Below are 13,646 nucleotides of genomic sequence, written 5' to 3' on the forward strand. Positions count from 1 at the left end.
GAACCGTCGCGTGACGACCTACACCCGCATCGATTCCCCTGACGCGCCCGAGCCGCAGGGCGGCTACACGCAGGCCCTGGCGGTCGAGGGCGCGTCGAAGCTGCTGTTCGTGAGCGGCCAGATCCCCGAGACGCGGGAGGGCAAGGTGCCCGGCGGTTTCGAGGATCAGTGCCGCCTGGTCTGGGCCCACATCCTGGCGGCCCTGCGGGCGGCGGACCTGGACGTGTCCCACCTCGTCAAGGTGACGACATACCTGTCGGACCGCCGCTACGCGGACGTCAACGGGGCGGTGCGCAGGGAGATCCTGGGCGACCACCGCCCCGCCTTGACCGTGATCATCGCTGATATCTATGACAGTCAGTGGTTGCTGGAGATCGAGGCGATCGCCGCCCTTTAGAAGGTTCCCGTCGATTGCCCGATTCTCCTGCGCTCCGTCACGGAAAGTGAAAGAGTGGCTACAGCGAGCCGGAAGGGCGGGGGGTGGCCCTTCCGGCTCGATGCATCACGTCCCGTAGGCCTTGACCTCCAGAAGTCCCACGGAGCTGCTGCCGTTGCCGGTGAGCAGCACCCGCAGCCGGGTCGTGCTCGTGGCGGTGAAGGTGACGTTGTTATAGGCGTTCTTGGCCAGCGTGTACGCCGAAGCACCGGGCACGTCCACGTACGCGCTGCCGTTCCAATACTGCAGCTTCCACGACGCCGGCATGTCGATGCCCTGGTCGTCGTCGAAGAAGTACACCTCGGCCCGGTTGAGCGTGCGTGCCGAGGACCACGTGAGGTCCACCCACTGCTGCCCGGTCTGCGGCCAGCAGCCCCAGCGCGGGTTCACGGTGTCGTTGGACGACGGCGGGTCGATCCCGTCGTTGACGGCTGCGACGCTCTCCCACGAGGAGGTGTACGACGCCGACGGCGTGGCCTGCAGCGCCAGGTTGGGGTTGGGTTCCGGCTGGACCCCGCCCCGGTTGTGGACCTTGATCTCGGTGAGCCCGGTCCTGGCTCCTGAGGCGGCCGTGGCCAGCACCCGCACCCGCTGGGCGGTGACGGCGGAGAACTGCACCACGTTGTAGTTGGCCCGCGGCGTGGCCGGGGTCTTGGCCTGGCTGGGCACGTCCACCCAGGTGCTGCCGTTGTGGTACTGAACGGTGTAGGAGGCCGGGGCCCGGTAGGTGGTGCTGGCCGGGCGGCTGTCCTTGAAGTAGAGCCGGACCTCGTTGAACGTGCGGGCCGCGCCGAAGTTCAGCTCGTACCAGTCCTGCCCGGCGGTGGTGCCGCCCCAGAACGGCTCGTTGATCGGGAACCCGTCCTTCGCCCCCGCCGCGGAGCTGCCCGAGGCGGTGGTGGAGGCGGTGGGGGTGGCGTCGGCGGCCAGGTTGGTGAGGTTGGCGGTCAGGTCGACGCCGGCCTTGGCGAGCAGGTCGACCATGCGGGCGCCGGTGTGGTTCACCTGCGCGGGCGGCTGGAGGCTCGGAACGGCGACGTTGTGCGTGACGGTGCCGCTGGTGGTGACGGCGCCGGTGGCCGGATCCCACGTGAACGGCACCAGCGACGACACCGTGGCCGCCCGGCTGCCGTTGATGTAGATCGAGTAACCCTCGGGCACGCCGGGGTAGCGCACGACGCCGTCGGCCGGGTCGTCCCAGACGATGGTCAGGTCGGCGTTGCGGTAACGCAGGTTGTTGACGGTGAAGTGGGTCCAGCCGATGTTGATCGGCGAGAGCTCGACCTTGGCGTCGTTACGCGGCCGCAGCCCGGCGACGTCCTCGATGACCGTCCAGTTGCTGCTGCCCAGGATGTTGTGGTGGATCCAGGAGCGGTAGGTGATCGAGGAGCCGTTCCAGTCGGCCCAGAACTCGTTGGCGTCCGGCCACTGGGTGTTGCCGTTGACGTATTGGGCCCAGGCGTTCCAGTAGAGCAGCTTCTTGTACCAGGTCGTGTCGATCCACTCGTTGGAGTAGTTCCGCAGCACCGAGGAGAGCAGGCGGAACTGCACGGTGGAGTTGATCGTGGAGAAGTTGTTGCTGCCGGTGCCCGAGGCCGCCTTGTCGGCCTGGTTGGCGGTGTAGAAGGGGAAGATCGGATACTGCGCCGGATCGTCGAAGAGGCGCAGGGCCTGCTTGTAGGTGGCGGTGTTGGGGATCGCGCCGACGGCGAACGGGTAGTAGTTGTTGATCTCCTTCCACGGCACGTACTCGTTGGTGGACTTCAGCCGGTGCTCGAACAGCTGCCTGCTCGGGTTCCAGAGCACGTTGACGATGGCGTTCTGGATCTGGGTGGCGAGCGTGCGCATCTCGGTCGCCTTGGCGGTGTTGCCGATCGCCTCGTACGCCTGCGCCGCGGCCAGCGCACCGCTGTACTGGTAGGCGGCCTCGGCGCGGTCCATGCGGCCCGGCTTCCAGTGGAAGGACACGGCGTCGGCGTCGTTGCCGGTCAGGGCGCCCCAGTCGTACTCGATGAGCTTGTTGTTGTCGGTGTCGTAGAACGACAGCTGGCCCTTGACGTCCTGCTCGGCGTAGCGGGCCAGGTTGGCGGCGATGGCGGGCTGGCCACCGTGGATCTGGTAGCTCTTCCAGGCGGCTTCGCCGATGTACTGCGTGTAGCTGTTGGACCAGTTCTCCGGGTCGCCGGGGTTGTCCAGGAAGCGGCCGTTCTTGGAGGTCTGGCCGACGCTCAGCCAGTCACCATAGGAGTAGATCGGGTTGCGCAGGTATTTGAGGTCGTCGATGTGCATGGGCTGGGTCAGCGCGATCGCGTTGTTGTAGCCCAGCACACCCTCCATCGACGTGGGGAACTGGAAGGTCTGGCCGGGGATGTCCGCGTCGAGGTGGTTGTAGCGCATCAGCCACCAGCGGTAGTAGATGTTCTTCTTGATCCCGGGCTCGGGCACGTCGATGTAGGGCACGTTCTCGGCCCACCACCGGTTGTACGCGCGCACGTGGGTGGCGAACGCCGTGGCGGGCGTGTAGCCGGCGTAGGCGTCGTACTCGGTGCGGGAGGCCGCGATCTCATTGGTGACGAAGCCCATGACGACCTTGACGGTCACGGTGGCGCCGGCGGCGACGGTGACGGACCTGTTCAGCCCGCCGCTGGAGACGGTGAACCCGTCGCCGGTGAGCCTGGGGAAGATCGTGGTGAGGTTGTTGTAGGCGTTGACCTGGCCGGTCAGCTCACTGCCACTGCCGGACGTGGCGTACGGCGAGGTGGCCCTGACCTGCAGCGTCGTCGAGGCGGAGCCGCCGTTCGTGATGGCCAGGTTGGCGACGGCCACGTTGTTGTCGGTGATGAACTTGGTCTGGTTGATCGTGATCGAGCCGCTGGTGTGCCGGCTCTTCCAGTGGCTGGGCGCCTGCCAGCGCGAGCTCACCTGCTCGGTGAAGGTGCCGGGGGTGACGGCGACGGTGAAGGCGTTGTTGTTGTTGATGCTCTCCCAGTACGCCGCCTGCCCGGCGAAGCCGAGCGTGCCGGGCGTGTGGGTCTTCATGAACAGCGCCCGCCCGCGCGTCATGAGCCAGGTGCCGGCCGGGTCGTTGCCGGGACGGGCCAGCAGCCGGTCCATCCAGAAGTCGGTGCCGGAGCTCTCGGCGTCGTAGATGGCCTGCATCATGTTGCCGGTCGTGTACGAGCCGGGCGGGGCGGGGACGGCCGGGCCGCCGAAGGTGGGGAAGCCGATGGTCTGGTCGGCCACGGCCGGCGGACCGGCGACGACCAACCCGGCGATCAGCAGCAGGGCTAACAGGGCGCGCCTCATGAGAAAGCCCTCCATTCGAGCACGCCGGTGGAGTAACCGGACCTCGAGGTGATGTTCAACCGCAGCCGCGTCGTGCTGACCGGGGTGAAGGTCGTGGCGTTGAAGGTGTTGGCCGCTACACCGCAGCCGGACGCGCCGGGCACGTTGACGTAGGCGCTGCCGTTCCAGTACTGCACCTGGCACGAGGCGGGCAGGTCGATGCCGAGGTTGTCGTCGAACCAGTACACCTCGGATCTGGAGATCGTCTGCGGGGTGGGCCAGGTGTACTCGATCCACTCGGTGCCCTGGTGGTTCCAGTTGCCGTAGGCGCCGTGGCTGTGGTCGGCCGAGTTGGCGGGGGTGTAGCCGTCGTTGATCGCGCCGAGCGTCTCCCACGGCGAGACGTAGGAGGTGGACGGGGTGGCGCTCGCCGCCAGGTTGCCCGGTGTGGTGGGACCGCCGGTCTGGACGACCTTCTGCATGGTGCCGTCGGCGTTGAAGAAGAGCTTGTCGATCGTCACCGAGCGGCGGAAGTTGCCCCCGCCCGGGGCGGCGGCGTTGTGGTAGACCATGTACCACTGGCCCTTGTACTCGATGATCGCCGGGTGGTTCGTGGTCGAGCTGACCTGGTCGAGCACGACGCCGCGGTGGGTCCACGGGCCCATCGGGTTGCCGGCGGTGGCGTAGCGGATGCAGGCGTAGTTCGGCTGTGAGCAGCCGGAGTCGTTGGCCGCGTAGGCGAGGTAGTAGACGCCGTTGCGCTTGAACATCCAGGGCGCCTCCCAGAAGTTCGACACGCCGCTCGGGGTGACCACAGAGCCGTTGATCGATGTCATGTTGGCGTTGAGTCGGGCGGCGCGCAGGCCGTAGTAGGAGCCCCAGTACATGTAGACCTGGCCGTCATCGTCTCTGAAGACGGTCGGGTCGATATTGAGCGGCGAGGAGTTGGGGGTGCTGTCGCTGACCAGCGGGCCGCCGATGGCGTCACGGAACGGGCCGGTCGGAGTGTCGCCGACGGCCACGCCGATGTTCATCCAGCCGGGGCCGTTGCCGTTGATGGAGACGTACCAGTAGTACTTGCCGTCGGCACCGCGCTCGACCTCGCCCGCCCAGGCGTCGGCGCCCGCCCACGGGAAGCTGGAGATCGACAGCTTGGCGCCCTGGTCGGTGAAGGTGGTGGCGTCGGTGGAGCTGAAGACGTGCCAGTCGCGCATGACGAAGTTCGTGCCGCCGCTCGGGGCCTCGTCGTGGCCGGTGTAGACGTACAGGGTGTCGCCGACGACCAGCGCGGCCGGGTCGGCCGTGTAGATCGCGGTGGTGATCGGCGCGCCGGCGAGCGCGGGATGCGGGATGCCGAGGATGACCAGGAGTGCCGCGGCGAGGACCGCCGCCCATCGTCGTGTCATGAGAGTGTGCCCCTTAGTGTGTTAGCGCTAACATCACTGACCCGGAACGACGTAGCGAACCTAAAAGGTTTTCGGGAACGTAGAACGGGTCGATAGGGGCTGTCAATCGGCGACTGCAACTGTGTGCATCCGTGCTGAGCTGGTCTTTTTCCGGCTCATGGCCGCTGATCAGCTAACGAGCGCTTGGTCACAGTTTCATATCACCGAAAAGGGTTTCGATGAGTGGACCCGAACTCATCAAAGCTTCATCTTTCCCACAGAAGTCATCAAGGGCACGCCTTCTACCTTGAGGTCCGCACCATCGGATCAGCGGAGAGGGACGACAGTGGGACACGATCACGAAGGTCAGCGGGTCAGCAGACGGCGGCTGATCACCGGCATCAGCTCGCTCGGGCTGGGCGGCCTGCTCGCCGCGTGCGGCAGCGACGCCGGCACGGGAACGGCGACGGCCGTCACCACCTCCACGGGGGCAATCGTGACGCCGGAGGCCACCACCACCAACGACCTGACCTCACTTTTCAGCGAGGCGAGCACCTGCAAGCTGACCCAGACCACGACGCAGGGCCCCTACTACTTCGACGCGGACAAGATCCGCAGCGACATCCGCGAGGACAAGCAGGGCGTGCGGCTGCGGGTCGCCATCAAGGTGCAGGACAGCGAGACCTGCAAGCCGCTGCCGAACGCGGTGGTGGAGATCTGGCACTGTGACGCGGCCGGTCTCTACTCCGGCGCGGAGGCGCAGTCCACCGGTGGGGGCGGCGGGAACCAGCCGAACGGCACTCCCCCGAGCGGCGCGCCCACCGGCGCCCCGCCCAGCGGCGGCCCGGCGGCCGGTGGGGGCGGCGAGGGCGACACGGCCGACCTGACGCCCACCGACGACAAGCGATACCTGCGCGGCGCGCAGGTCACCAACAGCGACGGCATCGTGGAGTTCACGACCATCTGGCCGGGCTGGTACCGGGGGCGGACGATCCACATCCACGCCATGGTGCACTTCAGCAGCGAGCGGGTGCTGACCACGCAGATGATGTTCGACGAGAACCTCAACAGCGCCGTCATGGCGATGTCGCCGTACTCGGAGCACACGGGGCGCGACACGTTCAACGACAACGACAACATCTACGACGACAGCATGCTCATGAAGGTCACCAAGGAGGACGACGGCTACCTCGGCGCCATCGTCTTCGCCGCCGACTCCGACAAGGACGGCTCCTAAGAGCTATCCCGTAAGTCTGGCCGGCGCTCACCCCGCTGAGCCCGTAAGACTGGCGGCCGGCTAACCGCCCACGTGGATGCCTGGGCGGCGGGTGGGGTCAGGCTCGCGCTGGCGGATGATCTCGCGTACGACCGGAGGCGTGTCCCCGCGTCCCAGAATCAGGTAGCGCAGCAGGTGCATCACCGGCGAGCCCTCGGACCACTCGAAGTAGCAGTGCGGCCGCACACCGGTGGCGTCCCTGAGGGTGAGCAGGATCGCCGCGATGGCATTGGGCACGGCCGGGCTCTCCGCGCGCAGCACGCGGTGCCCGTCCACCTGGGCTCCGCGCACGCGCAGCACGTCGCTGAAGTCGGACGGGTCGATGACGCCGATCTCCAGGAAGAGCACGTCGGCCCGCCCGGGCACCGGGTTGAGCCCGCGCTGCTCCGCCTCCTTGGCGTCGTACTCGGCCTTGTCACCGCTCTGGCGGCGGTTGGCGATGAGGTTGAGCGCCCCGTCGTAGGAGAGGGAGTCGGTGATGAACCGCCGGGCGGCCTCATCGAACTCGATGCGGTCGGCCCGCAGCTCCGTCGTGCGCGACACGCGTGAGATCAGCGAGATCACGACGATGCCGAGGATGAACATCCCGGAGATGGCGATGCCGTCGGGCTTCTCCCTGATGTTCTCCGCCAGGGCGTACAGCAACACCAGGGTGAGCACGGTGAAGCCGGCGATGGCGGCCCGCTGCCGTTTGCGGATGGCGGAGATCGTCACCGCCACCGCGCCGGACACCATCATGGCCAGGATGCCCGTGGCGTACGCGCCCGCCTGCGCGTCCACGTCCGCGTCGAACGCGATGGTGAGCACGATGCAGATCACGGTGTAGACCAGCACCACGGGCCGCACCGCACGCCCCCACTCGGGCGCCATGCCGTATCCGGGCAGGTAACGCGGCACGATGTTGATCAGCCCGGCCATCGCCGAGGCCCCGGCGAACCAGAGGATGAGGATGGTGCTGATGTCGTACGCCGTGCCGAACGCATCGCCCAGCTGCTCATGCGCCAGGTACGCCAGCGCCCTGCCGTTGGCCGCGCCGCCCGGCCTGAACTCCTCGGCCGGAATCAGCACCGTGGTCACGAAGCTGGTCGCGACCAAGTAGACGCTCATGATGAGCGCCGCCGCGGTCAGCAGCTTGCGCGTGTTGGCGATGCGCGAGGCCAGCCGCTCCTCGGGGCTCTTGCCCTGAGCGGCCACCAGCGGCATCATGCTGACGCCCGTCTCGAATCCCGACAGGCCCAGCACCAGCAGCGGGAAGGCCAGCACCGCCGGCCCGATGACGCCGCCGAGACCGCCCCCGCCGCTGGTCAGCGCCTCGATCCAGCGCGACATCGCGTCCGGCGTCGCGAGCACCTCGGCGATCCCGACGGCCACGACGACGGCGTTGAGCCCGAGGAACAGGGCGACCAGCGGGATCGCCACGCCGACGGCCTCGGTGAAGCCGAGCAGGAACACCCAGCCGAGCACCAGCAGCAGCACCACCGTCAGCGCGACCTCGTGGCCGTGCAGGAAGCTCGGGAAGAACGGGTTCTCCACGACGTGCACGGACGCGTCGGCCGCCGACAGCGTGATCGTCACGATCCACGACGTCGCCACGAAGCCGAGCAGCGCCAGCACGAACAGCTTGCCCCGCCAGAACGGCAGCAGCCGCTCCAGCATCGCCACCGACCCCTGGCCGTGCGGGCTCTCCTTGGCGACCCTGCGGTACATCGGCAGCATGCCCAGCAGCGTCAGCGCCACGATGAGCAGTGTGGCCAGCGGCGAGAGCGCGCCGGCCGCGAGCGCGGCGATGCCCGGCAGGTAGGCCAGCGTGGAGAAGTAGTCGACGCCGGTCAAGCACATGACCTTCCACCAGGGCTGCGGCTCGGCGTGCCCCTCTTCCGTCTCGGGGCCGACCGGATGGACCTGATGCCGCAGCAGCCACCGCGCCACCGAGCTCGACGGGGGCGCCGGGCGCGAAGGGCTGTCGACCACCGCGGGAACGGCCAGGTCACCGGTCACCGGATCTTTTCCTCTCCTCGGAATGCACACCACCCTAGAACTTCTCGACCAAACCACCCCCATCGGCTGGGCGATTCTGTGGACAACGCGTCCGGTGGCCCCGTAAATCGGTTGCCCGCGCGAAGGGCGCTCTGATGTGCTGGCGTCAGCCGACGACCGCCGACCAGGAGCACGCGATGCTGACAACGTTCATGTCCCCCAGCGAAAGGACAGCTCAACCCGGAGGACATGAGGTTCGTTGCGTACGCTCAACTTGGGGATCCTGGCGCATGTAGACGCCGGCAAGACAAGCCTGACCGAGCGGCTGCTGCACGCCGCCGGAGTCATCGACGAGATCGGCAGCGTCGATGACGGCAACACCCAGACCGACTCGCTCGCCTTGGAACGACAGCGCGGCATCACCATCAAGTCCGCCGTCGTCTCCTTCGTCATCGGCGACACCTCGGTCAACCTGATCGACACCCCCGGCCACCCGGACTTCATCGCCGAGGTGGAGCGGGTGCTGAGCGTGCTCGACGGCGCCGTGCTGGTCGTCTCCGCCGTGGAGGGCGTGCAGGCGCAGACCCGCGTGCTCATGCGGACGCTGCGCCGGCTCGGCATCCCCACCCTGGTCTTCGTGAACAAGATCGACCGGCGCGGGGCCCGATACGACGGCCTCCTTGACGACCTCGCGGCCAAGCTCTCCGTCCCGGTCGTGGCCATGGGCTCGGTCACCGGCCTCGGCACGGGCGGCGCCTCGTTCGCCCCCTTCGCGGACGCGCCGGGGTTGCTCGACGTGTTGGCCGACCACGGCGACGAGCTGGTGGCCGCGTACGTGGCGGACGAGGGCTCGGTCTCGTGCAAAAGACTCCGCGCCGAGCTCGTGGCCCAGACCGGGCAGGCGCTGGTGCACCCGGTGTTCTTCGGCTCGGCCATCACGGGTGCCGGCGTGGACGCGCTGATCGCGGGTGTCCGCGAGTTGCTGCCCGCGGCCCAGGGCGACCCCGGAGGACCGGTCTCGGGCACCGTCTTCAAGGTCGAGCGCGGCCCGGCCGGCGAGAAGATCACATACGTCCGGATGTTCTCCGGGACGGTACGCACCCGCGACCGGCTGCGGTTCACCGGCGGGCAGGAGGGCAAGGTCACGGCGATCAGCGTCTTCGACCACGGCTCCGCCGCCCAGCGCCAGGAGGTCGCCGCAGGACAGATCGCCCGGCTCTGGGGCCTGACCGACATCCAGATCGGGGACACGATAGGCGAGCCGCAGAAGGGCGCCGCGGAGGGGCATTTCGTGCCGCCGACCCTGGAGACCGTCGTGGTCCCGGCCAGGCCCGCGGACAAGGGCACGCTCCACCTCGCCCTGGCCCAGCTCGCCGAGCAGGACCCGCTGATCGGCCTGCGCCAGGACGACCTGCGGCAGGAGGTCTCGGTCTCGCTCTACGGCGAGGTCCAGAAGGAGGTCATCCAGGCGACGCTGCTGAACGACTTCGGGCTCGACGTCACCTTCCGTGAGACCACCACGATCTGCGTCGAACGCCCGATCGGCGCCGGGTCCGCGTTCGAGCTCATCGGTAAAGACCCCAACCCGTTCCTGGCGACCGTCGGCCTGCGGGTCGAGCCCGGCCCGCCCGGCAGCGGGGTGAAGTTGCGGCTGGAGGTGGAGCTGGGCTCGCTGCCGTACTCGTTCATGAAGACCATCGAGGAGACCGTGCACGAGACGCTGCTGCAGGGCTTGCACGGCTGGCAGGTGATCGACTGCGTGGTCACGCTGACGCATTCGGGCTACTGGGCGCGGCAGAGCCACATGGGCGGCGTCTTCGACAAGAGCATGTCCAGCACCGCGGGAGACTTCCGCAACCTGACGCCGCTGGTCCTGATGGCCGCGCTGAAGCGGGCCGGGACCAGGGTGTACGAGCCGATGCACCGTTTCACCCTGGAACTGCCCGCCGACACCCTGGGCCCGGCGCTGCCGGTGCTGGCCCGCCTGGGCGCCGTGCCGCGCACGCAGGCGTCGTCCCTGATCGAGGGCGAGATCCCGGCGGCCAGGGTGCACGAGCTCGAGCAGCGCCTGCCCGGCTTGACCCGCGGCGAGGGCGTGCTGGAGACCGCCTTCGACGGCTATCGGCCGGTACGCGGCCCGTCCCCGGAACGGCCGCGTACCGACCACAACCCCCTCGACCGGAAGGAGTATCTGCTGCACGTCGTCAGACGTGTCTAAGTACTTGATGGCAAACGTCAAGTACTGCTTGGTCGGCTTTGTCCTGTAGAGTTTGGACAACTGCCCAAGGCGATCGTCCAAGGAAGTGCGCACATGACCTCACCTTCCGCGGCCCGCGGTCAGGAGACCCGGCAGCGGCTGCTCGACGCGGCCGTCGCGCTCGTGCCCGAGCTCGGGTGGGGCGGCGTCACGACCAGGCTGGTCGCCGAGCGGGCCGGGGTGGCACCCGGCGTGGTGCATTACCACTTCGCGTCGGTGACGGAGCTGCTCATCGCGGCCGGGACGGGCTTCAGCGGCGGCCTGCTCGACCAGATGTCCGGGGAGCTGACGGCCCGGGCCGAGATCGGTGAGGGGGTGGACTGGCTCCTGGGCGAGCTGGCGCGCTACAGCGGCGTGGATCCCGCCTCGCTGCTGGTGGTGGAGATGTTCCTGGCCTCGACGCGGCTGCCGGGGCTCCGCGAGCGGCTGGGCGAGCAGATCGCCGCATTCCGCTCGCGTGTCGCGTCTTGGCTGGCCGAGCGCGGCTACCAGGGTGACGCGGAGATCGCGGCCGCGCTGCTGGCGGCCGCCGTGGACGGGATCATGTTGCACCGCGCGCTGGACCCCGACCTGGACATCGCCGCGCTGGCGGGGCCGCTGCGAGCCATGTTCGGGCTCGGCGGCTGATGCGGGCGCACGGCGACCAACGCGAGCTCGGGTTCGGGCTCGAGAAAGGGAGGCGACCTTGAAGGCTCTCATCTGCGGTGCCGGGATCGCCGGGCTGACGTTGGCCTGGCATCTGGAGCGGGCCGGTTGGGAAGTGGAGGTGGTCGAACGCGCGGCGGCGTTCCGCGACGGCGGATACATGATCGACTTCTACGGGCCCGGCTTCGAGGTCGCCACGCGAATGGGGCTGCGGCCGCGGCTGTTGGAGGCCCGCTACCCCGTCAACGAGCTGAGCTACGTGGACCGGGCCGGCAGGCAGACCAGCCATCTGACGCTGACGTCCGGGCTCGACCAGGTGGTCAGCCTGCCCCGCGGCGACCTGGCGCGGGCCATCGCCGACGACGTGCGGGCTCCCATCACGTACGGGACCACCGTCGAGTCCGTAGAGCAAGACGCCGGCGGCGTGTCTCTCCGGCTGACCGACGGCACGTCCCGGGACGTGGACCTGCTCGTGGGCGCGGACGGGGCGCATTCGCGGGTGCGCGGGCTGGTCTTCGGCGACGTGACGCCGCGTTACCTCGGGCACCAGGTGGCGGCCTACATCGTGGAGGACGAGGAGCTGAGCCGCCGGGTCGGGACCCGCTACCAGATGCTCACCGAGCCGGGCCTGATGGCCGGCGCGTACGCGCTCCGCGACGGCCGGCTCGCCCTGCTGTTCCTGCGCCGCGAGCCGGACCCGGCGCTGCCCGCCGATCCGGCCGCGGCGCTGGGCCGCCACTTCGGCCATCTCGGCTGGATCCTGCCCGACGTGCTGTCACGCTGCCCGAACCCGCCGGAGCTGTACTACGACCAGGTGACCCAGGTCGAGCTGGAGCGCTGGCACCGCGGCAGGGTCGTGCTCGTGGGAGACGCCTGCCAGGCCGTGTCGTTGTTCGCCGGGCACGGCGCGTCGATGGCGATGGCGGCCGCCTGGGTCCTCGCCGACGAGCTGACGACGGGCGGCCGGGCGGCTACGTCCGGCGTGCACGGCGAGCGCCCGTCCGCCGACGGGGACCTTTCGGTCACGCTGGCGCGTTACCAGGCGCAGATGGCGCCGAGGATCGGGGAGGTCCAGCGGTTCGGGCGCCGATTCGTCAAGTGGATGGCGCCGTCGAGCCGATGGCGGATCGGCGCGCGCGACCTGCTGTTCCGCCTGGCCGCCCTGCCTGGGGGCAACCGCCTGTTCGTCAACTCGCTCAGCCCGGGCGGCCACAACCTGATCACCAGCCGTTCCGGCTGACCCGATCAGCCCTCGACGCGCTTCTTCAGCGCCCCGTTGAGATTCTCGAAGTTCCTCCGGGTGCCCTCGATCATCTTGCCGAGGAAGGGCACGAGCAGGCCCTTGAAGCTCTCGCTCTGCGTCAGACGCGTGCCGCCGTCCGGGGTGGCCGTCAGCGTGAACTCGTGCGTGCCGTCGAACAATCCCGGCACGATGAGGTGGCCGACCCACCTCAGCACCTTGCCCGGCTCGGCGGCCAGCACCTTGGGCTTGAACGTGATCGGCCGCCCGTTCTCCGGGAACATCCGCAACACGAGCGTGCTGCCCACGACCGCCTCGCCGGAGCCCTCCTTGATGAACGGGTTCCACGCCGCGTACCCGGCAAAGTCGACGAGGATCGACCACACCTGTTCGGGAGACGCCTGGATGTCGATGGCGGTGCTGATTTCGCGCATGCGTGACTTATACCGGTATTTCATTGCTCCAGCGTGAACGCAGCCAGGCGAGTGCGGCGCGCCGCGAGTGCTCGCACCGTTCCCGCAGGTGAGGCTCCTGCGCAGAGATCGCGACGGTCCGCGTCCAGTAGCCCAGGAGCGCCACCAGCAGCGCGTCCACCCGCTCAGACCAGATCCGCCCAGGCAGGGCCGCCACAGGCGCGTCCCCAGTCCACGAGCCGCGCGGCCCGCCTGGGAAGGCACGCGCGTTCCCAGGCTCCAACGGTCCCCATGGCCGCAGCATGTGGGGTGCCAGCGGCCGCTCCGGACGCGGGTGCAGCGGTCACGACCGCCTCGAACCGGTAGTCGTCGGCGAGGCGACCGTGGCCCGGCGTGGCCTTGACGAACACCCGGCCGCCGTCCCCGAACTCCCGGCCATCGTCCCCGAACTCCCGGCCGCCGCCATCGAGCACGGCCACGCCGGCCACCCCGTCCGAGAAACCGCCCGCCGCGGCGAGAAGCTCGTCACGGCCACGCCCAGCCGCTGCTCGACCTCGGCCGCGATCGGCCGAGGCAGCTCGGGTCGGCTACGCCGCCGTATCGTTCTCATCCTCCTCGTCGGGTTGGTCGCCGCTGCGATCCAGCGCCAGCCGGGCCGCCCGGAAGCGGGCGCAGCGTGCTTCGAGCTCGCGTTCGTCCTCGAGGATCCACTGTTCGATCATGGTCACCCAA

At 68.9% G+C, this 13,646-nt stretch carries 11 protein-coding genes; 5 read left to right on the forward strand and 6 right to left on the reverse strand.

Features of this window, described 5'->3' with window-relative positions:
* The first annotated feature begins 10 nt into the window (after window positions 1–10).
* On the forward strand, window positions 11–397 hold the full coding sequence (locus ACTWQA_RS00455) for a RidA family protein (RefSeq protein ID WP_443157318.1): 387 nt from the start codon (window positions 11–13) through the stop codon (window positions 395–397).
* Between the two features lie 105 nt (window positions 398–502).
* Here the strand turns inward: ACTWQA_RS00455 and ACTWQA_RS00460 are convergent, their stop codons facing one another.
* Entirely contained in the window at window positions 503–3,742 is a 3,240-nt protein-coding gene (locus ACTWQA_RS00460; RefSeq protein ID WP_443157319.1) for a discoidin domain-containing protein, read from the reverse strand.
* Window positions 3,739–5,127 (reverse strand): glycoside hydrolase family 43 protein, encoded by a 1,389-nt coding sequence (locus ACTWQA_RS00465; RefSeq protein WP_443157320.1) that lies wholly within the window; start codon window positions 5,125–5,127, stop codon window positions 3,739–3,741. The genes ACTWQA_RS00460 and ACTWQA_RS00465 overlap by 4 nt, the downstream gene beginning before the upstream one ends.
* A 325-nt stretch (window positions 5,128–5,452) precedes the next feature.
* On the opposite strand from ACTWQA_RS00465, the gene ACTWQA_RS00470 reads away from it, so the two are divergent.
* Window positions 5,453–6,343 carry an intradiol ring-cleavage dioxygenase gene (locus ACTWQA_RS00470; RefSeq protein WP_443157321.1) on the forward strand — a complete coding sequence of 297 codons (891 nt, stop codon included), beginning with the start codon at window positions 5,453–5,455 and terminating at the stop codon, window positions 6,341–6,343.
* Window positions 6,344–6,403: 60 nt separating this feature from the next.
* On the opposite strand, the gene ACTWQA_RS00475 is transcribed toward ACTWQA_RS00470, so the two are convergent.
* The gene (locus ACTWQA_RS00475; protein WP_443157322.1) at window positions 6,404–8,380 is read right to left on the reverse strand and encodes an amino acid transporter; all 1,977 of its coding nucleotides are present in this window, start codon (window positions 8,378–8,380) and stop codon (window positions 6,404–6,406) included.
* A 238-nt stretch (window positions 8,381–8,618) separates the two neighbouring features.
* On the opposite strand from ACTWQA_RS00475, the gene ACTWQA_RS00480 reads away from it, so the two are divergent.
* From ACTWQA_RS00480 to ACTWQA_RS00490, 3 genes are all read left to right on the forward strand, one after another.
* Window positions 8,619–10,577, forward strand: coding sequence for a GTP-binding protein (locus ACTWQA_RS00480; RefSeq protein WP_443157323.1), 1,959 nt, complete (start codon window positions 8,619–8,621; stop codon window positions 10,575–10,577).
* 93 nt (window positions 10,578–10,670) lie between these two features.
* Window positions 10,671–11,243, forward strand: a complete 573-nt coding sequence (locus ACTWQA_RS00485) for a TetR/AcrR family transcriptional regulator (protein ID WP_443157324.1) — start codon at window positions 10,671–10,673, stop codon at window positions 11,241–11,243.
* Between the two features lie 58 nt (window positions 11,244–11,301).
* The gene (locus ACTWQA_RS00490; protein WP_443157325.1) at window positions 11,302–12,501 is read left to right on the forward strand and encodes an FAD-dependent oxidoreductase; all 1,200 of its coding nucleotides are present in this window, start codon (window positions 11,302–11,304) and stop codon (window positions 12,499–12,501) included.
* 5 nt (window positions 12,502–12,506) lie between these two features.
* On the opposite strand, the gene ACTWQA_RS00495 is transcribed toward ACTWQA_RS00490, so the two are convergent.
* From ACTWQA_RS00495 to ACTWQA_RS00505, 3 genes are all read right to left on the reverse strand, one after another.
* Window positions 12,507–12,935 (reverse strand): SRPBCC family protein, encoded by a 429-nt coding sequence (locus tag ACTWQA_RS00495; RefSeq protein WP_443157326.1) that lies wholly within the window; start codon window positions 12,933–12,935, stop codon window positions 12,507–12,509.
* Window positions 12,936–13,099: 164 nt separating this feature from the next.
* On the reverse strand, window positions 13,100–13,393 hold the full coding sequence (locus ACTWQA_RS00500; protein ID WP_443157327.1) for a hypothetical protein: 294 nt from the start codon (window positions 13,391–13,393) through the stop codon (window positions 13,100–13,102).
* A gap of 108 nt (window positions 13,394–13,501) precedes the next feature.
* Complete coding sequence (locus tag ACTWQA_RS00505; RefSeq protein WP_443157328.1) at window positions 13,502–13,642, reverse strand: hypothetical protein; 141 nt, start codon at window positions 13,640–13,642, stop codon at window positions 13,502–13,504.
* Window positions 13,643–13,646: the final 4 nt, after the last annotated feature.

Origin of the sequence: Nonomuraea sp. 10N515B (assembly GCF_052245915.1) — a bacterium.
In the GTDB taxonomy this organism is placed as follows: Bacteria; Actinomycetota; Actinomycetes; order Streptosporangiales; family Streptosporangiaceae; genus Nonomuraea.